21 protein-coding genes are annotated in these 24,051 nt (G+C 42.5%); 12 read left to right on the top strand and 9 right to left on the bottom strand.

The window, feature by feature from the left end; genetic code table 11:
* The 7 genes from ACN9MR_RS00485 to ACN9MR_RS00455 form a co-directional block, all read right to left on the bottom strand.
* On the bottom strand, positions 1-852 hold the full coding sequence (locus tag ACN9MR_RS00485) for an alpha/beta hydrolase fold domain-containing protein (protein ID WP_426327679.1): 852 nt from the start codon (positions 850-852) through the stop codon (positions 1-3).
* On the bottom strand, positions 852-2,393 hold the full coding sequence (locus tag ACN9MR_RS00480; RefSeq protein ID WP_426327678.1) for a long-chain-fatty-acid--CoA ligase: 1,542 nt from the start codon (positions 2,391-2,393) through the stop codon (positions 852-854). The genes ACN9MR_RS00485 and ACN9MR_RS00480 overlap by 1 nt, the downstream gene beginning before the upstream one ends.
* 106 nt (positions 2,394-2,499) lie before the next feature.
* Positions 2,500-3,372, bottom strand: coding sequence for a helix-turn-helix domain-containing protein (locus ACN9MR_RS00475; protein ID WP_426327677.1), 873 nt, complete (start codon positions 3,370-3,372; stop codon positions 2,500-2,502).
* A 242-nt stretch (positions 3,373-3,614) separates the two neighbouring features.
* Positions 3,615-4,460 carry a sugar phosphate isomerase/epimerase family protein gene (locus tag ACN9MR_RS00470; RefSeq protein ID WP_426327676.1) on the bottom strand — a complete coding sequence of 282 codons (846 nt, stop codon included), beginning with the start codon at positions 4,458-4,460 and terminating at the stop codon, positions 3,615-3,617.
* Positions 4,461-4,584: 124 nt separating this feature from the next.
* Positions 4,585-5,757, bottom strand: a complete 1,173-nt coding sequence (locus ACN9MR_RS00465) for an efflux RND transporter periplasmic adaptor subunit (protein ID WP_426327675.1) — start codon at positions 5,755-5,757, stop codon at positions 4,585-4,587.
* Between the two features lie 11 nt (positions 5,758-5,768).
* Positions 5,769-10,145 carry a CusA/CzcA family heavy metal efflux RND transporter gene (locus ACN9MR_RS00460; protein ID WP_426327674.1) on the bottom strand — a complete coding sequence of 1,459 codons (4,377 nt, stop codon included), beginning with the start codon at positions 10,143-10,145 and terminating at the stop codon, positions 5,769-5,771.
* A 115-nt stretch (positions 10,146-10,260) separates the two neighbouring features.
* On the bottom strand, positions 10,261-10,578 hold the full coding sequence (locus ACN9MR_RS00455; protein ID WP_371823070.1) for a DUF6660 family protein: 318 nt from the start codon (positions 10,576-10,578) through the stop codon (positions 10,261-10,263).
* A gap of 154 nt (positions 10,579-10,732) precedes the next feature.
* Here ACN9MR_RS00455 and ACN9MR_RS00450 point away from each other — a divergent pair, with 154 nt between their 5' ends.
* From ACN9MR_RS00450 to ACN9MR_RS00440, 3 genes are all read left to right on the top strand, one after another.
* Positions 10,733-11,155, top strand: a complete 423-nt coding sequence (locus ACN9MR_RS00450) for an SMI1/KNR4 family protein (RefSeq protein ID WP_426327673.1) — start codon at positions 10,733-10,735, stop codon at positions 11,153-11,155.
* Positions 11,156-11,219: 64 nt separating this feature from the next.
* Positions 11,220-11,693, top strand: coding sequence for a hypothetical protein (locus tag ACN9MR_RS00445; RefSeq protein ID WP_426327672.1), 474 nt, complete (start codon positions 11,220-11,222; stop codon positions 11,691-11,693).
* A gap of 220 nt (positions 11,694-11,913) precedes the next feature.
* Positions 11,914-13,029, top strand: coding sequence for an acyltransferase family protein (locus ACN9MR_RS00440; protein ID WP_426327671.1), 1,116 nt, complete (start codon positions 11,914-11,916; stop codon positions 13,027-13,029).
* Between the two features lie 387 nt (positions 13,030-13,416).
* On the opposite strand, the gene ACN9MR_RS00435 is transcribed toward ACN9MR_RS00440, so the two are convergent.
* Complete coding sequence (locus ACN9MR_RS00435) at positions 13,417-14,292, bottom strand: alpha/beta fold hydrolase (protein WP_426327670.1); 876 nt, start codon at positions 14,290-14,292, stop codon at positions 13,417-13,419.
* A 404-nt stretch (positions 14,293-14,696) separates the two neighbouring features.
* Between ACN9MR_RS00435 and ACN9MR_RS00430 the strand changes: the two genes are divergently transcribed.
* Together ACN9MR_RS00430 and ACN9MR_RS00425 are read left to right on the top strand one after the other, a co-directional pair.
* Positions 14,697-14,948: a hypothetical protein gene (locus ACN9MR_RS00430; protein ID WP_426327669.1), complete on the top strand. Its 252-nt coding sequence runs from the start codon at positions 14,697-14,699 to the stop codon at positions 14,946-14,948.
* Between the two features lie 85 nt (positions 14,949-15,033).
* Positions 15,034-15,525: a cupin domain-containing protein gene (locus tag ACN9MR_RS00425; protein WP_426327668.1), complete on the top strand. Its 492-nt coding sequence runs from the start codon at positions 15,034-15,036 to the stop codon at positions 15,523-15,525.
* Between the two features lie 32 nt (positions 15,526-15,557).
* On the opposite strand, the gene ACN9MR_RS00420 is transcribed toward ACN9MR_RS00425, so the two are convergent.
* Positions 15,558-15,758 carry a hypothetical protein gene (locus tag ACN9MR_RS00420; RefSeq protein ID WP_426327667.1) on the bottom strand — a complete coding sequence of 67 codons (201 nt, stop codon included), beginning with the start codon at positions 15,756-15,758 and terminating at the stop codon, positions 15,558-15,560.
* A 235-nt stretch (positions 15,759-15,993) separates the two neighbouring features.
* Here ACN9MR_RS00420 and ACN9MR_RS00415 point away from each other — a divergent pair, with 235 nt between their 5' ends.
* From ACN9MR_RS00415 to ACN9MR_RS00385, 7 genes are all read left to right on the top strand, one after another.
* The gene (locus tag ACN9MR_RS00415) at positions 15,994-17,214 is read left to right on the top strand and encodes an acyltransferase family protein (protein ID WP_426327666.1); all 1,221 of its coding nucleotides are present in this window, start codon (positions 15,994-15,996) and stop codon (positions 17,212-17,214) included.
* Positions 17,215-17,337: 123 nt separating this feature from the next.
* On the top strand, positions 17,338-18,099 hold the full coding sequence (locus ACN9MR_RS00410) for a polysaccharide biosynthesis/export family protein (protein WP_426327665.1): 762 nt from the start codon (positions 17,338-17,340) through the stop codon (positions 18,097-18,099).
* A 7-nt stretch (positions 18,100-18,106) separates the two neighbouring features.
* Complete coding sequence (locus ACN9MR_RS00405; RefSeq protein ID WP_426327664.1) at positions 18,107-20,464, top strand: GumC family protein; 2,358 nt, start codon at positions 18,107-18,109, stop codon at positions 20,462-20,464.
* Positions 20,457-21,806, top strand: coding sequence for a flippase (locus ACN9MR_RS00400; protein WP_426327663.1), 1,350 nt, complete (start codon positions 20,457-20,459; stop codon positions 21,804-21,806). The genes ACN9MR_RS00405 and ACN9MR_RS00400 overlap by 8 nt, the downstream gene beginning before the upstream one ends.
* Entirely contained in the window at positions 21,793-22,485 is a 693-nt protein-coding gene (locus ACN9MR_RS00395; protein ID WP_426327662.1) for an FkbM family methyltransferase, read from the top strand. Before ACN9MR_RS00400 ends, ACN9MR_RS00395 begins: the two co-directional genes overlap by 14 nt.
* 1 nt (position 22,486) lies before the next feature.
* The gene (locus tag ACN9MR_RS00390) at positions 22,487-23,134 is read left to right on the top strand and encodes a class I SAM-dependent methyltransferase (RefSeq protein WP_426327661.1); all 648 of its coding nucleotides are present in this window, start codon (positions 22,487-22,489) and stop codon (positions 23,132-23,134) included.
* Positions 23,134-24,051, top strand: a complete 918-nt coding sequence (locus tag ACN9MR_RS00385; RefSeq protein WP_426327660.1) for a nucleotide-diphospho-sugar transferase — start codon at positions 23,134-23,136, stop codon at positions 24,049-24,051. The genes ACN9MR_RS00390 and ACN9MR_RS00385 overlap by 1 nt, the downstream gene beginning before the upstream one ends.

Genomic DNA, 24,051 nt, shown 5'->3' with positions numbered 1-24,051 from the left:
TTATCTTTTTTGTCCGTATTTTTTGAGCCATGCAGCAGCTGCCTGGTATAATTTTAGTTTTTCCTGCGGTTTTTTATCCAGATCATGTGCCAGGCCTTCCACTTCAATAAATTTCACAGGAACGTGCATACGCTGAAGTTTTTGGGCCAGCTGCTGCGACTGGATAACCTTTACCACCGGATCGATGGTTCCATGCGCAATGAAAGTAGGGATGTTTTTAACATGGGTATAAGGACTGGCCAACGAAAAACTTGGCGGTATATGGCTAACACCTGTAAAGCGGTCGCCAGTAACTTTTTCTACTAATCCTATCAGTCCTGCCTTTACACAATAATTCAGTGTAGCGGTATCGGTAAAGTTATTGGGGCCACTGAAATCTACTATGGCATTTATTTTTCTTTGTGTGGTATACCCAAACAAAAGTGCCAGATGCGCCCCCGAGCTAAAACCTGCAGTACTAAAACCATCCGCACGGGTATTCCATTGACCGGCATGGTCTGCGCAATACTTTACCGCGCGGTCTACATCCTCCATTATCTGTTTATAATGAACAGTAGAGTCATTAGCATACCTATGGTTAATATTAACTGACGCAATACCTTGGCTAAGCAGGTACTGCTGAAAATCCCTGACATATTCCTTACCGGCCTGCACCCATGCACCGCCATGGATCAGAATCACAAAAGGAGTTTTGGGTGCCCGGCCTGGTGGAAGGTAAACATCCATGAGGTTACGTTCAAAACCTCCATATTTTACATCCTTGAGCTTTACGGTATCTTGCTGTGCCATGGCATCCATTGATCCCAGCAGAAAGAAAATAAACACTTTTATCAAAATGGTCTTTTTCATCATTATAAATTATTTTTCAGTTCTTTTTTAAGTAGTTTTCCGGTAGCAGTTAAAGGTAATACCGCTCTGAATTCGACATAGCGGGGACACTTATAAGAGGCCAGCATCGCCCTGCACCAGTCGATAATCTCTCTTTCAGCAACCTGCTGGTTTTCTTTTAATACAATGAATGCTTTTACCTCTTCACCAAGTTTATCATCCGGCACGCCCACAACAGCAGCAAGCGAGACTGCCGGATGCTTCATCATCACCTCTTCTACTTCTCTTGGATAAATATTCATCCCACCTCTGATGATCATATCTTTTAGTCTGTCAACAATGAAATAAAAGCCATCGTCATCTTTTATGGCAATATCACCAGAATGCAGCCAACCGTTGCGCAGTACTTCCTGGGTTTCATCCGGCCTGCGGAAATAGCCTTTCATCACATTATGCCCTTTGTAGATCAGCTCTCCTTTTTCACCGTTTGCAACCTCTTGACCTTCCTGATCGATTATTTTTACGCAGACACCCCAAACCGGGGTCCCGATAGATCCGGGTTTGCGCCCGATCTTTGGATCGTTGAAGGTGACTACCGGGGAGCCTTCGCTCATCCCATATCCTTCCTGCACCTGAACACTGAACCTTTGCTCAAAACCCTCAAGTACAGCCAGTGGCAGAGAAGCTCCGCCAGAAATGCAGATCCGCAAAGCATTCCCCACCTGCTGGTCAGTGATTTCGGGATGGATATAGCTGGCCATTACCCAGTACATTGTGGGCACGCCTGCAAAGATGCTTACCTGATGTTTATTGATATTTTCGATAACATCTTTCGCATCAAACCGAGGTAAGAGGATACCATGAGCTGCCCTGTAAAGGCCCGCATTCATCAACACCGTCATACCGAATACATGGAATAACGGAAGAACAATCAATTGGACATCAGTTTGGGAAAGGGAAAACAATTCAGCCGAGAGAACGGCATTGCAATAAAGATTGATATGGGTAAGTTCTGCGCCTTTTGGCCTTCCTGTAGTTCCAGATGTATAAATAATCACAGCCGTATCTTCTGCATCAGTAACGCAGCTATCAAAGGCTTCATCTTCTCCGGCCATCAGCTCAGCTAACGTATAACTTCTTTTCCCGGCAGGCTTGTCAGCACCGATCAAAACAAAATCCCTGCATCCAGGTACCTCACCAAAAGCATTCCAGCCTAATTTCCCAACTGGCATTTCTGGAGTTCCTTCAAAACAAAAATAAAACGCTGCCTGGGAGTCTTGAAGGTGGTATTTTATTTCATCAGACTTAAGGAGGATATTCAATGGAACCATTACAGCACCTGTTTTTAGCACTGCATAATAAATAACGGGAAACCAGATGCAGTTTGGGCAAGTCATGGCCACCTTTTCACCTTCGCGGATGCCTAATTTTTTAAGTGCATTGGCCAGCTGGTTGGCCATAACATTTACCTGGTGAAAAGTAAAATCAGTGCTGCCGGAGCTGAAAGCCAGACGGGTTCCGAATCTTGAGGCACTATCCTCCAAAAGCACAGACAAATTCAGCATAAAAATAGTTGGTTAGCGGCAAGTTTTGCTTGCTGATATGAAACTAATTATTATGCATGCATTATAAAAATCGAAACGGGAATTAATTCAGTCGAAACGGGAATTTCTATATTTTACCGTAATAACGTTTGAAAAGCATTTCGAAATACCTGATGTTGGTATAGCCCAAACTCCTTGCAGCTTCGGCAAGATCAACATGGTTTTCGGCAACCAACAGGTTTGCCATCTGGATTTTTTGTTGAATAATATATTGACGGATCGGGAGTCCGTATACTTTTTTAAAATCCCTTTTAAGATCACACTCATTCAGTCCAACCCAACGGCTCAGCTGCAAAACGCTTATTTCTGTGTCCATGTTAGACATGATCCGGGTATGTGCTTCCCTTATACTGTCCAGACGTCTTTGGGTAAAGCCATCGCTATCAGCAGGTTCTATTTCCTTCTGACTTAAATGGCGGATCAGGTAATATATAAATTCCGTCAGCTTGGCGTCCAGAAGCATGGTATTGGAAAAGTCACGGGCGGAAATTTCAAAGAGCTGTTTAATGAGCTGTTTGACTTGAGGATGATGTGCACAGCTTTGAAACCGTCTGCTTAACTCCGTTATACCTCCTGTAAAGTATGCCTCCGGGATAAAAAACCGTATTCCATCAACACGGGTAATTTCCCAGCCAAATTTCTTAGCGCCTTCCAGCGCAGCGGAATGTAAGAGCTGGTCTTCATTGCTGATCCGAAAATCGATCAATCCGCGCTGTCCGACCGGGTCGGGAGAATAAAATTGTGTAGGTTCATTAAAATCCCAGATGCCACGAAAAAAATGGATATCGTTTTTGATAAAAACCTGAACAAATCCCGTCCCCATATGCTCTGGAAGGATAATGCTCTTGGACGACCAGGTATCCCTTGAGGAAAAACCGTACTTCGTGGTCAGTTCCTGTAGATATTTCGTTGGGTCAGCGTAGGGCAATAACAACTGCATGCTAGTATATTTGGTCTACTGCAAGTTACGATTTTTCTTATCAAAACAGAACGGGAAAGCGGTCTGATATTCGCATATCACTGTTGTATTGTTAATGCGATAACACCTTATTGATTTAAGACATATGTGTTGTTTCCGCGGAAAGCGCACAGATACTTTCCAAACAAGGGATATAAATTGATATGCGGCCTAAAGAGAAGACCACATATCAATCATGAATTTATCATCAATTGCAAATAGAACTAGCGGGTGCCATCGCAAACACCCCTAAAATAGCCAACAGATTCAGCTATTCCTGCCAGAGGATCTTTCATATCTTTTTCGTATTCTAAACTACAACAGCCCTGGTAATTCACCTTTCTCAGCATTTTTACGAATGCAGGAATATCAATTACGCCACGACCGAGTTCGCAAGTGGTACCTTCATTTGCCGCTACCGTTACATTCTTTAAATGCATATCAAAAATCCTTTTCGAGAATTTCAGAAGGTCTGCAACCGAATCCCGTCCATCTCTTTTGTTATGCCCCATATCAAAGCATATACCAACACGGTGATCTAGATTTTTAATGAGGTTGTAGATGCTTTCTGCATTTGGATATAGTTTATCTTGCGGGCCATGATTATGAATGGCATAACGAATATTATATTCCTTTGTCTTTTGGGCAACATATTCCAGATCAGCATGAGCCGGAATTCCGATCAACAGATCTACACCAACCCTTTTTGCATAATCAAATGCATTGTCGATCTCTTCTTTATTTTTGGTGTATATAGGCCCTACTGCATATCCTGTTACGTTATTATCCTTAAGTTTAGCATGAAAGGCAGCAATTTCTTCTGCAGTACTTTTAAAAGGCAAATGAAAGTCTTTAATACAAAGGTAATGTACATCAACCCTTTTCATCATTTTAAGTGATTCATCGAGGTTAAAGTTAAGAAAGCTATAACCGGCAATCGCTAATTTAAAAGGGTCTTTCCCGGCGGCACTACGTTTAGCAGGCACCGCAAAAACTGAAGGGATGTTTGTCAGTGTTGCTGCAGCTAGCCCCAATATTCCTGTTTGTAAAAAATTTCTTCTTGTAGTCATCTTAATTTTATCTGGCAACTAAAGTTAATATTTAAATTGGTGCAGTTCAAAAGTGCAAACAGATCTTTTAAAAATGAACTGTTATCCATGGCATCAATATTCTACCAGCATAAAGCTTAAACATCTAATGTTCCTCACCTTCTTCTTCGGCATTCTTAACCTTGCTTAACAGATCGTAAGCACCCTTTATCACCACCTTCACGTCATTGATCTGCTCAGCGAAAGAAACCTGGGTGTAACCATTCTCGGCAACACCTGTTTTTACTTCCATCATCCTGTACCGGTAAGTGTTACTGCCCTTATCAGCAGGTTGATCTATAAACACGAATTTTTTGCCTTCAAATTCTACAATTGCCGCATCGGGTAGTGCTTCAACCTTGTTCATACCGCTTTCTACATAAGCCTTAAGGTACATGCCCGGAAGCAATTGTGTATCCTCCTTATCCAGGTGGCAGTGAATTTGCACGGTACGCTCTTTACTAATTTCCCTGCCGATGAGATAAACCGTAGCCATGCGTTCCTTTTCCTCATTGGCCAGTACAAAGCGAACTTTCTGCCCTAGCTTTAGCTTGGGTACATCTTTTTCAAATACAGTAAGTTCTGCATGCAGGTGCTCGGTATCGGCTATTTTGAACAATACATCGGTGGTGCTGGCAAAGGCACCTATATTGGTATTAACCTGCGTAACATAGCCCGCCATTGGTGTATAGAGGTTAAAGGTTTTCTGGATCTGTCCTTTTTCCAGTTCCGCAAAACTGATGTTCATAATGGAAAGTTTTGACCGTTGCCCCAACAATCTTGCGCTCACACTCTGGTATTCGCTCCTTGCTTTCTGCAATGCTTTTTTGGAATTTACATTTTCCTTTGCCAGTTCTTCCTGGCGGTCGAGCTCCTGCTTTAAAAACTGCAGCTGGCTTTTATAGTCCAGGTAGTCTTGTTGCATCTGAATGAATTCAGGATTCTGCATTACAGCTACGAGCGCTCCTTTGGCTACGCGTTTTCCCTGCAACATAGTGGTGCTTTTTACAATCCCTTCCAGCGGCGTGGAAATAGACACCAGGCTTTGTGGCGGAAGGTCGAGCATGCCGTTTACTTTCGTTGTTCCGCTTAATTCCTTCAGCTCAATATCTCCCAGCGTAATTTCTGATAGCTTGTGCTGTTCTGGGGTAAGGGTTACGATATCACTCTCTTCGTGAACGGGCTCTTTTTCAGGTTCCTTTTCTTTATTGGAGCTGCTACAGCCAGCCAAATAAAATGGAAAGGATAGCAGGATAACATATTTATATATGGATCTCATGGGATTTATGCTTAAAATGATTTGTTGTTACCGGTTAAAAATTCAATCTGGTTGATGCTCTGGCTTAACTGGAACAGGGCCATCAGGCGCCCTTCGTAAATACCATTCGCCTGTTTAAGGTTCAACAAGTATTCGGAATAGCCTATTTCTCCGTTCTGGTAGGCAATGCGGCTGTTTTTTAATATCAGCGCCGCATTGCTTAGGGCCGAAGTAATAAAATAGTCGTAACGTTTCCTGTTTTTCAGGTATTCGCCCAGGGCCTGTTGATACTGGCCCGTTAGTTTTCGCTGCTGGAGTTCCAGATCGTTCGATGCAATATCTTTGTTAATGGATGCGGCCTTTGCCTTCGCCGAATAGGCCCGGTAAAATAACGGAACGGAAAGCCCCACCTGAAAGCCCTGAAAACGTTTGTCGCGGCCAAAGAAGACATCACTGCCGTTAACGTTTTGAAAACCGGTTAGCGACTGGTTGAAATAGCCAAGGGTAAAATCGGGTAGTGCTTTGGCAAGTTCTACCTTCCGCTGTTTTTCGGCAATTACGATCTGTTGCCTAAAATAGGCAATGGCTGGATTTTCATTTAGGAGAGTGGTATCTCCGATCGAAATCTCGGGCGTTTCTCTTAAAAACTTGTCGGCGATTAGGGGTAGCCCGCCCTTGCCAAGAAGTGTAGCCAGCTGCGTTTTGTAAATTTCGATATCCGACCGGTCTTGATCGAGCAGGTTCTGTACATCCTTGAGTTGTGTTTCAGCGGCCACCTTTTCTAGCAGGTTGCCCTCGCCCGTTTTGTACTTTAGCGAAGCTGATTTTACAAAACCCTTATAGATGCTGTCTTGCTCGAGCAGCAGTTTTTCCTTCGAATAGAGGTACTGAAGATTGGTGTAAACCGTCTTCACCTGAAAAATGAGTTCATTTTTACTTGAAGCGACCTGAAGCTGGCCTGACTTGATACGTTCATCCCCTAATGCCGCATTTGCAGCAAAAAGTGTTGGAAAGGGAATGCTTTGCGAAACGGTAAAGTTGTTGTCGTTTTTAACCAGGCTGTTATACTGTCCGTAAAGCATAGATACTTCAGTTTTGGGCATTTCGAAGGCACTTTTCCTAAGCGCCTGCTGCAGCCCTACACCAAGGTTAGCCCCGCTAATCGCCCTGTTGTTTTCCAGTGCCAAAGATACCGCCTGTTCGAGGGTTAACGCAGTTTGGGCCTTAGCAGGCTGCAATCCAAACAAGGCAATAAACATAATGATTATACCTGCTACGGGAGCAATTCTTACTTTTTTCCCGCCCATTTTTTCTACCCAGATATAAAGCACCGGAAGCACCAAAAGGGTCAACAGTGTTGCAGAGATCAGTCCACCAATAACAACTGTTGCCAATGGCCGCTGCACTTCAGCACCGCTGCCACCCGAGATGGCCATTGGAAGAAAGCCCAGAGAGGCTACAAGTGCCGTCATAATCACCGGGCGAAGCCTAACCGAAGTTCCTGTTCTGATGATTTCGAGAATATCGTTCATTCCTTCTTTTTTTAATCTGTTAAATTCACTGATAAGCACAATACCATTCAGTACCGCTACACCAAAAAGCGCAATAAAGCCGATACCTGCGGAGATACTAAATGGCATACCCCGTGCCCATAGTGCGAATATGCCACCAATGGCCGACAAGGGAATTGCGGTAAAAATTAAAAGCGCATGTTTAATCGATGAAAAAGTGAGATAAAGCAACAGTAAAATGAGTAATAGTGCCAGTGGTACGGCAATACCCAATCTTTTGGTGGCCGCCTGCAGGTTCTCAAAAGTGCCGCCAAAGGTTGGATAATATCCTGGTAAAAACTTAACCTCTGTATCTATCTTCTGCTGGATTTCCTTTACAATACTTTCCACATCTCTTCCCCTCACATTAAAGCCAACCGTAATCCGCCGCTTTGCATCATCGCGCTGGATCTGGTTTGGTCCTTCCCTGTACTCGATATCAGCCAGTTGTTCCAGCGGGATCTGGTTGCCGTTGGGTGCAGTGACGAACAGATTCTTCACATCTTCCAGCGACTGCCTGTTTTCTTTTTCCAGGCGGACAACCATATCGAACCGCTTTTCACCCTCGAATACAAGACCAGCCACTTCCCCGGCAAATCCCGAGCGGATAGCCGTATTCACATCCTCGATGTTCAGTCCGAACTGCGCGATTTTTTCCCGGTGAAATTTAATGATGACCTGCGGAAGTCCTGAAGCCTGTTCCACATAAATATCCTCAGCGCCTTCTATTTTTCTGGCTATAGTACCGATCTTAGCTGCGTAGGCACTTAATTTCGAAAAATCCTCACCATAGATCTTGATGACCACATCCTGCCTTGCGCCTGTCATGAGTTCATTAAAGCGCATCTGGATGGGCTGTTGGAAGCCGAAAGTAACTCCAGGGATATACTGTTCAAGCTTGGCCTGCATCTTTCCCGCAAGCTCGTCTCTCGTCGAAGCATTTGTCCAGTCGCCCTTATCCTTTAAAATAATGATCAGATCACAGGCTTCTACCGGCATGGGGTCGGTTGGAATCTCACTAGAGCCAATCTTTCCGATTACTTCTTTTACCTCAGGGAAATTTGCTTTTAATACCTTCGCAGCCCGTGTAGCTGCCTCAATGGTCTGAGAAAGGCTGCTTCCGGTGAGCACTCGAGTCTCTACGGCAAAGTCGCCCTCCTCTAGCGTAGGAATAAATTCGGCGCCCAGGTAATTGAAAATAATAAGGCAAATGGCAAATAACCCTATTGCAATGCCCACAACGGCCACCCTTGCCCGAAGTGCAAAATTGAGCATTGGGGTATACACCCTTTGAAAAAAAGACATGATCTTGTCTGAGATATTTCGCTTGGTACTGATGGTTTTATTTAGAAACAGTGCACTCATCATCGGCACATAAGTTAACGACAAGATAAAGGCGCCAAGGATAGCAAAAGCTACTGTTTGAGCCATTGGCCTGAACATCTTACCTTCTATACCAACCAGTGCCAGAATCGGCAGGTAAACGATGAGGATAATGATTTCGCCGAAAGCGGCGCTGTTACGGATCTTGGAAGCAGATTCAAAAATCTCTGCATCCATCTCCTGCTGACTTAACCTGTTTTTGTTTTTTCGGATGCCCAGATGGTGGAGAGATGCCTCTACAATGATTACCGCTCCGTCTACAATTAGCCCAAAGTCTATAGCGCCAAGGCTCATCAGGTTTCCGCTGACGCCAAAAAGATTCATCAGGCATATGGCAAAAAGCATGGCAAGTGGAATAACCGAGGCCACAATCAGTCCGGCACGGAAATTCCCCAAAAGCAGTACCAGTACAAAGATCACAATCAATGCGCCTTCTGCCAAGTTTTTGGTTACCGTACCAATGGCACTGTCAACCAACTTTGTTCGGTCGAGGAATGGTTCGATCACCACGCCCTCTGGAAGATTCTTTGCAATCTGATCCATCCGGGTTTTTACGTTTGCGATAACCTTGGAAGAGTTGGCGCCCTTTAGCATCATTACTACTGCCCCTACTACCTCGCCCTGATCGTTTCTGGTCATGGCACCATACCTGGTGGCCGCACCGATCCTTACCTCAGCTACATTTCGGATCAGCACGGGAATGCTGTTCTCATTGGTCCGTACAACGATGTTCTCAATGTCTTCTATACTGTTGATGAGTCCCTCGCTCCTGATAAAATAGGCATTGGGCTTCTTATCGATGTAAGATCCGCCGGTATTCTGGTTGTTTTTTTCAAGCGCCTTAAAAATGTCGCTGATGGATATATCCATACTTCTGAGCTTATCTGGATTGAGGGCAATTTCGTACTGTTTGAGGTATCCTCCAAAGCTGCTTACATCTGCTATGCCCTCTACGCCCAGGAGCTGGCGGCGAACAATCCAGTCCTGAATGGTGCGAAGCTCGGTGGCATCATACTTTTTTTCATATCCTTTTTTGGGATGGATAACGTACTGGTAAATCTCTCCCAGTCCGGTTGTTAATGGTGCAACCTCGGGTGTGCCGATCCCTTTCGGAATGGCTCTTTCTACTTCGGCCAGCCTTTCGCTCACCTGTTGGCGGGCCCAGTAAATCTCTACATTTTCCTTAAACACCACTGTCACAACTGAAAGGCCGAACCTGCTAAAGGAACGGATTTCTTCTATTCCGGGAATAGTGGCCATGGTCTGTTCTACAGGGTAGGTTACAAAGCGCTCAATATCTTCTGCACCGTTACTTGGTGAGGAAGTAATAATCTGTACCTGATTATTGGTAATATCGGGAAGGGCATCTATTGGCAGCTGCCTAAGGGAATATATGCCCCAGGCAATCAGCGCCAGTATCATAATTCCCACCAGCAGTTTTTGCCTGATGGAGAATTGTATTATTCTGTTCAACATTATCGTTTAAATCAAAAATCAATAAATAGCAAGGTATTGTTGCACCTCATGATGCAAAATTGTGCTTGTAAAAAAGCATGCTTTTCATGGACAGCGCCATGAGATAAAAAATTGATTAAACGAGTTTAGGCGGTTGCCAAATATCTAAGGGTTGTTTTTTCAATGCCGAGCACTGGAAAACCGGGTATGGTTTCCGGAATACAGGAACAATCAGATCTGTTAACTTTTCGGTGGGAAAGTGTTGCCCCACCGAGCAGCAGGCACAGCTACAGAATGGTGGACAGGATTCTCCATGCATATGTTCAGCTTTTGATTGATCGCTGTGCACAGTGCTTTCAGTGTGTGACTTGGAAACCATATCTTCTTTGTCCTGGCAAGGCATTAGGCCCAGAAGGATCAGATAAAGAGAAAAAAGGAATACAAAGTTTTTCACTAAGGGCAAATGTAATGATTAATGTTTTTAATTCATAAAGCCCGTTTTTATTTTAAATCCTGTTCTGTTCTACTTGTCTAGCTATTAATTGATGACCATTCCCAATGAAAATTAATATCTTGTAGAACTAAATTAACAATCATGCTTTATCTGTATGGAAAGATTTGAAGAAATACTAATAAAATATAATTTTAGCAAAAGGACCAACAAACCAAAGACCACTTTTGAGGAATCTGAAAAAATAATAAACTTCAAACTTCCTAACGATTATAAAACTTTTGCTTTAAATTATTCGAGACTTGAAGGATTTATTGGGGAGCAATATGTTAGACTTTGGGACTTCGACGAAGTGATTGAAATGAATACCGACTATAAAATTTTCGAGCATTTACCAAACACATTAGCAATTGGAGGAAATGGTGGTGGAGAGTACATTGCAATAGAACAATTAAATGATAATAGTTTAAGAATTGTATTATCTCCCTTCCTAATCGAGAAAGAAGCGCATATTGAAATAGGAATTTCCTTTACCGATTTTTTAGAACGTTTAGAAAACCGAAAAGAGTGGTTTGAATAATTAAAACCACATATCACTAACAAACCGACCTAACTTTAGAAAGGAGAATTAGACTATAATGCCAATGATCATACTTACATTTAAAGATTGGGTTTTAAGAGTTGATCATGAAAGCACGAAATCAACCTATGCTGCCGTTGAAAATGGTAGTGCGGAGGATTGTAATTGTAATGACTGCCTGAATTATATTCAGAACAGAGATAACATATTCCCAGAACAGGTTAAGCATTTATTCAATCAACTTGGTGTAGATTACCACAAAGAAAGTGAGGTTTGGCGAATGTGTAAAGAAAACGACGGTACACACCGCTATAGTATAATATTTCATTTTAAAGGAAACTTTGAAGGCACTGATTGTTTAATCTCACTTAATGGCTCACAAGCGATTAAACTAAATCCTATAACAGATTCTTTTAAAATCGGGTTCACCAAGGGCGATGATCTAACCTACTTTAAAGATAAAAATGATTTGATTCAGATTGAAATTGAAATCATGGCGCCTTGGGTTATCGATAGAATGTTAGAAAACGAGTGGTAGTTTCTTATCTCAATGAATGAGTGCTCAAGTCCTGTTGTTATCCATACACTAGTCCTTGCAAGACTTCGCACTCCTAAACCAATCGTATTAAAAACCTTCCTATAAGCAACATTTCAATCCTTTTAGCCCGGCTTAATGTATTACGTATCATTGTAGATGCAAAGTTATGCGATAAAGAATGTTGGTTATTTTTACGGTTTGCGATTTTACAAGCCCTTACATGAGTACTAACCTAAATAATGAACTGGTCACCAAGCCACATTACCCTATATTAGATGGCCTTCGCGGTGTGGCCGCTATAATCGTTGTCACCTTTCACTTAACCGAGCCCTTAGGAACCGGGCACCTCGATATCCTGGTTAACCATGGTTATCTGGCTGTAGACTTTTTCTTTTTATTATCGGGTTTTGTAATGGGCTACGCTTATGACGACCGATGGAACAAAATGAGTGTAGGCAGTTTTTTCAAACGCCGCATTTTACGTTTGCAACCTATGGTGATTTTGGGGATGACCCTTGGTGCTATCGGATTCTATTTTACAGATTCTACCATATGGCCACTCATCCATACCATTCCGCTCTGGAAGATGCTGCTGGTACTACTTATTGGCTACACCATCCTGCCAATACCACTATCGCTTGATATACGTGGCTGGCAAGAAATGCATCCCATGAATAGTGTGGGCTGGTCGTTGTTCTTTGAATACATTGCCAATATTTTATATGCAGTGTGGATCAGGAAGTTTTCCAAAACGGCGTTAACTATCTTGGTGATTATTGCGGCTATCGCATTGGCAGAGCTGGCCATTACAAACGGCGACGTGAGCGGCGGCTGGACACTGAATGTAGAACAGGTACGTATTGGATTTACCCGTACCCTATACCCTTTCTTTGCAGGTTTGTTACTTTCGCGTATTGCTAAGCCCACCCAAATTAAAAATGCCTTTTTATGGTGCAGCCTTTTAGTGGCGCTAGTACTTTATATGCCACGAATTGGCGGTGCTGAGCATCTTTGGATGAACGGGATTTATGAATCTGTCTGCATTATCATCGTGTTTCCGCTTATCGTGTATATTGGCGCTAGTGGCGTGCTGCAAACGCCAAGAGAGCACAGGATATGCAAATTTTTAGGCGATATATCCTATCCGCTTTACCTGGTACATTATCCACTGGTTTATTTTTATGTGGCCTGGATCAGCAACCATAAAGGTACAACAATTGTGGAGGCCTGGCCATATGCGGTACTTATTTTAGTTGGCGGGATTGCATTGGCCTATGCCAACTTAAAATGGTACGACGAGCCAGTACGTAAATGGTTGCGGAAAAAGCTTGCCTAAGATTGGGCTGGCTTAAAAGAGGCCGTATCATAAATATAGAATTGCCATTCTGAGGATTAATTTTGTTAAAAATTAATATAGATGACAGCGTTTTTTTTGTAGTGATAGGCTGTGAAGAATCGTCATCCGATAGCTATCGGATGCGAGAAGGCTTTTTCAGCAGACGAAGCAATCTTACAACGATTGCTACCAGCGCGCGCATTAAGATTGCTTCGTTCCTCACAATGACGATATTTCTATTGGATGTGTCATTGATAGCCTATCGAAGGGCCTGTTTAAATGCCCCCGTAAAGCGTTTCGACAAGCTCTCCGTAGGAGTCCTTTGGACAACGTGACAAGTTGTAATTCCATTCCAACTTGTGACACAGACTCTTCTTTTGGTCTATATTACTTTAAAAACTCATTTAGGTAAGCCGATATGGTTTTCGTCTGCATCATTAAGCTCACATGCCCCTGGCCGGGAACAATGGCCAAATGAGATTTTGGCATCGCCCCCATATCGGCAAATTTGTCACCGCCCAATAATTGGTAGGTTTTACTCAGCTCTACTTTATCCAGACCATCATTATCTCCTGCAATGATTAACACAGGGGAGGTAATTTTCGCAATATTGGTGTCACCCATATCGAATGTTGTCCCGGTGAAAACAATCATCTGCTCTATAAATTTTGTCCATTTTGTTTTGTCAGGCGCTACAGCATCATATGCCGTTTTCATAGGCGTATTTGCAAACATTTCAGGTTTCATATTTTTAAATGCACCTGCTATTTCAGGTCTCCAGCCAGTACTTTTATAAGTTGAAGAAATGATTACTAATTTTTTTACGCGTTTAGGACTTTGTATAGCCAACTTGTAAGCTATAGAGCCACCCATGCTATACCCTACAACATCGGCACTGTCTACTTTTAAATGTTTCATTACACCTTCCACATCACTGGCCAGGGTAGCCTGATCTAATTTCCGGTCTGAAAAGGGTGTATGCCCATGTCCCTGCAACTCGACGGCGATTACTTTCCTGGTTTTCGATAATTCAGGTATTAATTGCCCCCAGTTTGTTTCGATGGTCATAAATGCACCATGCAGTAACACCAGCGGTTTACCTTCACCGTATACTTCGTAATAAACTTTAAGGCCATTAATAGGTGCATAACCACTCTCGGCAGGTTTAAGCTGTTGCCCTTTTGATTGAGGTGCGACAAACATGATGATGGCGAAGAATAGTACTGATTTAAGCATATTACCGGTTTGGAATAAATTTTTCATAACGCTATTGAAATTTAGGTTGAACAATATTAACGATACAAATATGCAGTTCATTCGGGGTTTTAACGCGACGTAAAAACGACAACTTCGGTGGCGAATTGCGACATTGTAGATATGAAGGTTAATGCAATATGCTTAGAAAATTTATTGTCTAAAAATCAATTAATGACATGAGGACTTTTAGTGCATTTTAAGCCGTGTGGAATTGTCATTGCTATGACGACCTTTCTTTTGGAATCTGTCAATAGTTAGCTTGTCGAAGGACTTAGTTAAATAACCATTTGATTAAGCTCATCGAAAGATGGCCTTTTTTTATTAAACCTGATTTACCGCTTTTAGTAGTTGCGTCTATCGCGTATATTTGAATATTACCCACAAGGCAATTACGCTCAAAACCAGGCAAAATGATACAAAAAGAATTAACGGAACTAACAGATGAAGAATTGTTGCAAGAAGCAAAAAAGAAGAAATCAGCTGCTCTAACCAATGCAGTATTAATTGGCTTTCTGGCTGGTGTTATATTTTTCAGCGTGATGAGAAACAGTTTAGGATTTTTGACACTCATTCCTTTATTTTTCATCTATAAACTGGTAAATAATTCGAAATATGATAACAAAGAATTAGAAAACCTTTTGAAAGGAAGAGGGTTGAAATAAGAAGTGGTGGCTGATGATCAGATAACGGTGAATGAGCTTAACCAATGGATTAAAAAGTAAAAATATACAGCAAAATCTAATAAGCATGGGATCCAATATCAAGATTATTAATAAAAATGAGGGCGAATATTTAGGCATAGCAGGAGGTAATTACAGGATTATCATTTCTGGTGAGCAAACCAGTGGCAACTATGCGGTTATTGAAATGACTGTTCCCCCAGGGGGTGGCCCACCACCGCACGCTCATCCCGATATACAAGAAATGTTCCATGTATTGGAGGGTGAAGTAGAGTTTAAAACAGAAAATGGTAAACAAATCGTTTCAAAAGATGGCTTTGTAAATATTCCCCTTGGAGGAGCCATTCATTGCTTTAAGAATACTTCCGAAAAACCCGCTCGCTTGCTTTGTACGGTAGTACCCGCCGGACTGGAAAATCTGTTTCAGGAAATAGGTACACCTGTTCTTCCTGGGCAAACGCTTCCCATTCCTGAACTAACAGAAGAGCGGAAAGCGTTTTTAAAAGAGATGGATTTGAAATACAATCAGCAAACCTACCCCATCGGCTTTTTGGACTAGTATTCATAATTAATAGTGGCTACCACTATTGTCTAAAAAACTGTAATAGAAGGTTGGTACTCTTTGTCCATCTCCCGTAATTCTAACCAATTATCCATTAAATCAATATTCAGGAAAACCTCTGCATAATCCTCGCCGGTTCTGCCCTCAAAGAATATCCCAAAATCAAAGGTTAAGATTTCCACATCTAACACATAGCTATTTTCAGCGCTGTACTTCTCCTTTTTGAACAACTGGCAATTTCTGATGAATCATAGATTGACTTTGTCTGTTTAATTAGCAACCTATTGCACTCATTTTACAGCAACAGCACCTTGATGTAAAATACAATTCACAACAACCTCTTTTTATTTTGTTCATTATATTCATTAACCCCCTCAACCTCAAAACTATCAGCATTATAAATTAAATTGGGTTTGTATAATAAGTTTGAGCATTGCCGATTGTTTTTACTATTCAGATCCCTGCATGAATATAAGTCAGAGTCCTCCAAAGCATTTTTACACCCTCGATGCCATTAGAGGCCTTGCGGCCATAGTAGTTATTCTATATCACTGGCAATTCTTTTATTACGCAAACGATATCTGGGTAAAGGGTGGCTTTGAGAAAACGGCACTTCCGTTCTATCCTTACTTATCGGCCATCTATAATGACGGTGTAATTGCGGTCGATTTGTTCTTTCTCCTTTCGGGATTCATTTTTTTCTGGTTGTATGCCAGGCGGATTGCTACTCGGAAAATGAACTTCAGTAAATTTATGGTCTTCCGGATGAGCAGGCTCTACCCCATCCACCTGATTACTTTATTATCGATGGCAGCATTCCAATGGCTTATGCTCAAAAATGCAGGTCACTACTTTATTATTCAGTACAACGACAGTTACCACTTCATATTGAATCTCCTTTTTATGCAAAGTTGGGGAATTGAGAAAGGTGCATCTTTTAACGGACCATCATGGTCGGTTTCTGTAGAAGTATTCCTTTATTTAGCATTCTTCGTAATCTGCTACCTGAAACTACAAAATAAAAAATGGCTGTTATTCTTCCTTATGCCTGTGGGAATATTTTTACAATATTATTTTACCCTCATCGGAAAAGGCATGTACTCTTTCTTTTTAGGCGCATTGGTTTATTACCTCTATGTTTGGATGCTTAAAGAAAACAGGACAAAAAAATACCTGTCGCCCCTGATCGTTTTCACCGGTTTACTTTGGGTTTTACTCTTTGCCGAATATTATTTTGGATTCCTTAGAGGTATATTTATAAAGCAGTATCTACATACATTCCCCCACAAAACCCTCGACTCGGCAGAAACAGCTTTTGGCCTGGGCAAGAACTTTGTTTTCAGAACCCTAGTGTCACCTTGCACCATCCTCGTCCTAACACTGTGGGAAACCAGCAAAGGTACGATCAACAAGAAATGGGCATTGCTCGGTAATTGCAGCTATGCCATGTACTTAATCCATTTTTCGCTACAGATCGCCTTCGTACTCATAGTTGATGCTTTTCATATCAACCGCCTGGTACTCCGTTCACCAATTACTTTACTGATTTTTTTCCTGATCCTGTTGCCACTGAGCCTAATGATCTACTATTATTTCGAGTTGCCTGCCCAGGAAAAAATCAGGGAAAGATTCTATAAAATAGAAAAACCAAAACTAAGCATAGCTGAGGTTGAAGTAAAAACATAATAAAGTTCTGTGGTTGGGAGCCGATTCTCAACTCAGATAGCGTGTAGTGAATGGCTGGCGGTAGAATTCATGCATTCACAAGCATTTTTATACAATACTGTATTGATAAATTAATTACTAGATATGAAATTAAAATTTAGCTTACCACTGATCCTGGCCTTGCTAATCGTTATGGGATGTGTAAACACCCGGAAACTCACTTACTTTAATGACATTGCGGTGGCTACGGGGACAGATTCTCTTCACCGTATGCAACAGCTCAAGATACAGCCTGGTGATATCCTGCAAATCACCATCACCACGCTTGACAAAGAAGTTTCACAAATGTTTAATCCCAATGTAGCTGCTTCGGGCCCAGCCTCCGGTAGTGGCATAGAACAGGGATACCTGGTAGACAGTGTGGGCATTATAACCTTACCAGTGATCGGAAAAATAAACGTAAAGAATAAAACAACCACAGCCATTAACGACCTGGTATCGCAGGAACTGGATAAAACAGTGCGTAGCACTTACGTATCTACACGGCTGGTAAATTTCAGGGTATCAGTTCTGGGTGATGTGGCTCATCCAGGTTCCTTCCGTATAGGAGCAGAAAGAGCTTCTATACTGGATGTACTGAGCATGGCTGGCGACCTGAACATCACTGCCAAACGGGACGACATTATGATCATCCGCGAAATCAATGGAATCAAAAAGTATACATCAGTAAACCTGAACGATAGCAAAACACTCTCCTCTGATTATTATTATCTCCGTAATAATGATGTGATTTATGTTAAGCCGGGGCCCGACCGCAAGTTTGCCACATCTAAAACAGTACAGCTTCTGCCTGCCATCATAGGCGTGATATCATTGATTACCACGATTGTCATTTTAAACAAGTGATCGCCTTATGAATCAGGAAAAAACAACAAATAATAAAAATTCGGTAATAGATCTGAACGATCTCTTTCAGAAGATGCTATTTCACTGGCCCCTTTACCTTTTGGTACTGTTGGCTATGGTGGCAGGCGGTATGCTTTACATGAAATACAAGAAACCGATCTACATGTCGAGCGCTAAACTATACCTTAAGGATGAAAAAAAAGGCGGCGGGGAAGAAATGGATGCACTCAAATCACTCTCCCTTTTCAACAGCGGTAAAAATATTGAAAATGAAATGGAGGTGCTGAAATCTCCCATCCTGGTAGAAAAAGTGATCGCAGCCAATGGCTTTAACATCCGGTATTATATAAAAGGAACGGTAAAAAATGAAGAAATATATGGTCGTCCACCGCTTACCATCCGCGTACTAAGCGACAGTTCAAAAGTAGGCTCCTACGTTTTTGATGTTACGCGCGAAAACAACCTGCTGAAAATAAAACAGGTAAACACTACTGCCGATACCTCCAGGCAATTAACCGTCAAACCCGGTGAAGCATTTACCGTAGCGAAGGATAAATTCGTGATCAGCTACGCTCCAAAGGCTAACGCCGATCTGGCAAATACGTTCCAGATCAAGGTAGACTCGGTTGCAGAATGTGCTTATGACAAAATAGAAGAAATAGGCGCTACGCTTGTGAACCGTGATGCTACCGTAATACTGGTTAGCTACAGCGACCCGGTGCCCGAAAGGACCGCCAATTTCCTCAATGCCCTGCTCGACGCCTATAACGAATACACCCTTGACGACAAGAACAGAACTGCCTTTAAAACCATTCATTTTCTGGGGGTGCGGATCGATTCATTAAAAGAAGAACTGGGGCTGCTTGAAAAACAGGAAGAAAATTTCAAGATCCAGAGGGGCATCACCGATATTGATGCCAGCTCTAAACTGGCACTGGAACAGGTAAAAGAAGCAGATATCCGGCTCAGTGAAGCCAATATGCAACTTTCAGTTCTTGATCAGGTGGAAAGATACGTCAACAATCCTTCCAGCAATTACCCCTTTGCACCCGTGCTAGGTAATATTGATCAGACATTAACTTCTATGATCAACCGCTATGAGGAAGCACTTAAAGAAAGGAAACGTTTGTCGCTCTCCCTCAAACCTACCAGCGAAATCCTGAAGAATGTGGAATCGCAGATTGCCGATACCCGGAAAACCATCAGCGATTATATCTCCGGATACAGACGGAACGCGGGCGTGGTACAAAAAGAAACTCAGCGTAAAGTAGACCAGATACAGGGAAAAATAGCCAATATACCTACCTATGCAAAAGAATACATCAACATCAAAAGGCAACAGGGCGTAAAGGAAAGTCTATATCTCTACCTGTTAAAAAAGAAGGAAGAAGCGTCAGTTGCCTACGCCAGCAATGTGGTAGACAATAAAGTAATTGCTCCCGCCTTTGTACCCGAAAAACCCATTTCTCCCAAAAAAGCCATTGTATTTATCGGCTTTATCGCCGCCGGACTGGTACTTGCCAGTGCCTATATTTATTTTAAATATTTCTTGAACCCTAGGGTACTCAATAAAAAAGAAATCGAACAGGTATTCGATCTCCCTATGATCGCCGAAATTTATCAGCAAGATGGCAAGCCACACGACATGTCACTCCAGAACAGGTCAATACTGGTAGAACAGGCATTCAACATGCGTACAAATCTAAAATTTCTGCTTACGGGAGTTATCGGTACGCCTACTATCCTGCTCACTTCAAGTGTTTCGGGTGAGGGGAAAACATTCCTGTCGGCCCATCTTGGAAATTCATTAACGGTGGGTGATAAAAAAGTGGTACTGGTTGAACTCGATCTCAGGAACCCCAAGCTTTCACAGTTCTTCGGGCTGGATCATAATGTTGGTGTAACCAATTATATCATCGGCAATAAAAACCTGGAAGAGATCATTAAAAAAGTACCGGGCACAGAAGAACTTTACCTCGTTTCTTCAGGGGCTATTCCACCCAACCCAATTGAGCTGATTGAAGGAGAGCGCATGGCAGACCTGCTGAACCAGTTGAAGGGCCGCTTCGACTACGTAATCATTGATATGTCGCCTATCGGTATCGTATCCGATGCTAAAAGCATTTCAAGCCTTATAGACTGTGCCCTGTTTGTTGTACGGTACAATTTCACCCTGAAATCTAAATTATCGGCAGTATCGGAAAATCTGGTGAAAGGGTTCTTCAAAAAAATAGGGATCATCTTTAACGGCATAGAACAGGATACCTTCCACTCGTATTATGATCAATATTCATACGCAGAAAATAAACAACATAAAAGTACATGGTCATCATTAGTTAAAAAAATAAAACAGCGCATTGTATAAATTATTTGAAAATAGCGGTTGGCTTCTGATTGATAAGCTCAGTAAACTTTTTCCGGGCATTATCATTATGGCACTTATTGGCCGGCACCTGGGCCCTGAAGAATTCGGGATATGGAACTATGCGCTTGCACTTACCACTATTATAGGAAGCGTGGCCATTCTTGGAATGGACAGGCTCGCTGTAAAAGAAATCATTAATAATGAGCAAAGGCAGGGAACTATTGTGGCAACTGTTATTTTAATGAGGATCTGCGCCAGCATGATCTGTATGACCATCAGCATAGGCATTGTGCTATTTGCCCGGAAACATCAGCAGCTTTATTTATACTGCACCATTTTTTCTGCATTGATGATTATTCTGCAATCTTTTGATGTACTGGATTATTTCTACCAGGCAAAAAACAAGGTAAAAAGCGTAATCATCCCAAAGGTGGCTGTATTTATTACTTTCTGCATAGTAAAGCTCATCATTATATTTCTTGGCGGCACCCTTATAACATTTCTATGGGCATCGGTTATCGAATTGCTCCTCACCTACCTCATCATCATAATGGTATTTGGTTACCGTAATGCCACAGATTTTACCTTTCGGATCGACTGGTCGCTGGCCAAAACACTGCTGGCACAAAGCTGGCCACTGATCCTCTCAAACCTGCTGGTAGTATTGTTTATGAAGATAGACCTGGTATTGTTGGATGTGCTATCTAACCCTGCCGAACTGGGCAGGTACGTAGGTGCCGCACGGATCTCTGAATTATGGTATGCCATTCCTACGGTGATATCTGTAGCCATACTACCGGGTCTCATACAAAAGAAAAAGATCAGCCAAAACGCTTACCTGCTGACATTGGAAAAATGGCTCCGGTTATCATTCTGGCTAAGCGCCACTATTGCTACTCTGGTTACACTAACTGCGCACCTGATTATTCCATTCCTTTACGGCTACGGTTATGTGGCTGCTTCCTGGATGCTAATGATCCATATTTGGGCAGGTATTCCCGTTTTCTTGTGCATCGTTTTAGTACAATATCTTTTCGTGGAAGGAGAATACAAAATCTACCTATACGCCAACCTGTATGGCCTGATCGTTAACGTAGCCATTAACTTCTTTTTGATACCCGCTTATGGCGGTACTGGCGCGGCCATTGCCACGGTAGCTGCTTACTTTACTGTATATGGCGTGCTGCTTTTGCTCGACAAGAGCGGTCAGGGGGCTCTGCTTACAAAAAAAATGTTCAACCCTATACTGGCGCTTTCAGACATCAAACAGTTACACAATAGCCTGAGAATTTTTACCGGCAAACTATTCACTAAAAACGTTATATCAAATGAGCAGCATTAAAAGTATAGCATCAAAAATAGTTACCACGCTATTTCCCCGGCTTAGTTACGGTGTGCGTGCTTACAGCTCAGAAGGAGAAGACCTCATCTTAAAAAGGATTTTTGATAAAAAACAGCATGGTGTTTACATAGATGTGGGTGCACATCATCCTTTTAGGGTATCCAATACCTACCTATTTTACAAACAGAACTGGACCGGTATTAACATAGACCCTATGCCAGGCTCAATGGCGGTGTTTAACAGGCATCGGCCCAAAGATATTAACCTGGAAATGGGTGTATCTGAAGCAAAACAGCAACTCACCTATTTCATATTTAACGAGCCTGCATTAAATACTTTCTCTCCAGAAAAAGTAAAAGAATATTCACAGGCAGCCAACTATCGGGTAATCGCTGAAAAGAAGATCGAAACCTGGCCATTGGCAGATATCCTGGACAAATATCTGGCAAAAGATGTGGCCATCGACTTTCTCACCATTGATGCTGAAGGCCTTGATCTGGAAGTACTGCGATCTAACAACTGGGATAAATACCGCCCGGAATATGTACTGGCAGAATCGCCCCCTTTCGAGGTATTCCAGCCAGACCGCAGCGAATTATGCCAGTTTATGCAACAGATAGGCTATAGCCTGTTTGCCAAAACCTATTACACTTACTTTTTTAAAAATATGCACACATAATATGTCTGGAAGCAAGTTATACGTACAATATGGCAGCGGCCCTTTTTCAGCACCAGATGGCTGGAGAAACTACGATGCATCGCCCACCCTCAGGATCCAGCGGATTCCCCTGATCGGGAAATTGCTCACGCCGGCCATGCATGTATCTTTCCACCCCGGTGTTTTACTAGGCGATATATTAAAAGGCCTTCCAGGCATACAGGATAACTCTTGCGATGGCATTTACTGTTCGCATGTACTTGAGCACCTGGCCTATAACGACTGCGTGCTGGCAATCAGGAATAGTTTTCGGATGCTGAAGCCCGGAGGTTACTTCAGGTGCGTACTGCCCGACCTGGCCGGCGCTGCCAAAAGGTACCTCGAACAGCTCTCAAACAACGATCCGAAGGCCAATACAGCTTTTATGGAAGAAACACTGCTGGGAAAAGAAGAAAGGATAAGGGGATTGAAACAGTTGATACAGCTGGCCCTGGGTAACCGCGAACACCTGTACATGTGGGACCATCTTTCCTTAAGACATCAGTTGGCCATCGCAGGATTTAAAAACATCAGGAACTGTTCGTTTAACGATAGCCCGGATCCCATGTTTAAACTGGTAGAAGAAGAAATTAGATTTAATAACGCCGTTGCATTGGAGGCAACCAAATAATGTTAAACACACCGATCTTACTTCTGGTATTTAACCGCCCCGAACAGGCACTGCTGGTATTGGGGCAGATCAGACTGCAGCAACCAGAACGGCTATTTATTGCCGCTGATGGTCCCCGTGCAGATCAACCCGGAGAAGCTACACTGTGCGAAACCACCAGAACAACGATCTTAAATGCTATAGACTGGCACTGCAAAGTAGAAACACTATTTCGCGCCGATAACCTGGGCTGCGGTAAAGCGGTAAGCACCGCCATCGACTGGTTTTTTAACCGTGTAGAAGAAGGTATTGTACTCGAAGATGATTGTTTGCCGGATCCAACCTTCTTCTCGTTCTGTACAGCGATGCTGGACAAATATAGGTTGAACGAGAACATTATGCATATTAATGGTGGCAATTACCAGGCGGGTACACTACGGGGCAACGCTTCCTACTATTTTTCGGCTTATGCCCACGTTTGGGGATGGGCGAGCTGGCGACGTGCCTGGCAGTATTACGACTTCACCCTTCTGCGCTACAGGGATGCTTCCAGGCAGGGCCTCAACAGCTTCATGCAATCGGAATTGCGATCCATATACAAGGCCCAAACAGACACCTGGGATATCCAGTGGTTTATGAGTGTGTGGTTTAATAAAGGATTGGTAATCACGCCCAATATCAGTCTCGTTAAAAACATCGGTTATGGCAAAAATGCTACCCATACCCATTCTGTTCCAAAGTGGTTTAACAAAATACAATATGGTAAAATAGTAGACATAAAGCACCCCGATAATAATAATATAGATGAGGAAGCTGACAGGTATAGCCTCAAAACGCTATATAGCCCCGGAAGATTTTATATGGCGATCAAAAAAATAGTGCAAAACAATACGTGGTTGTTCAATCAGTGCAAACGTATTTATAGAATGGTAAATTAA

The sequence above is a fragment of the Pedobacter sp. R-06 genome (assembly GCF_049913135.1).
Classification (GTDB): Bacteria; Bacteroidota; Bacteroidia; order Sphingobacteriales; family Sphingobacteriaceae; genus Pedobacter.
The sequence above is the reverse complement of the archived record's forward strand: the minus strand, read 5'-3'. Positions and strand labels throughout refer to the sequence as shown.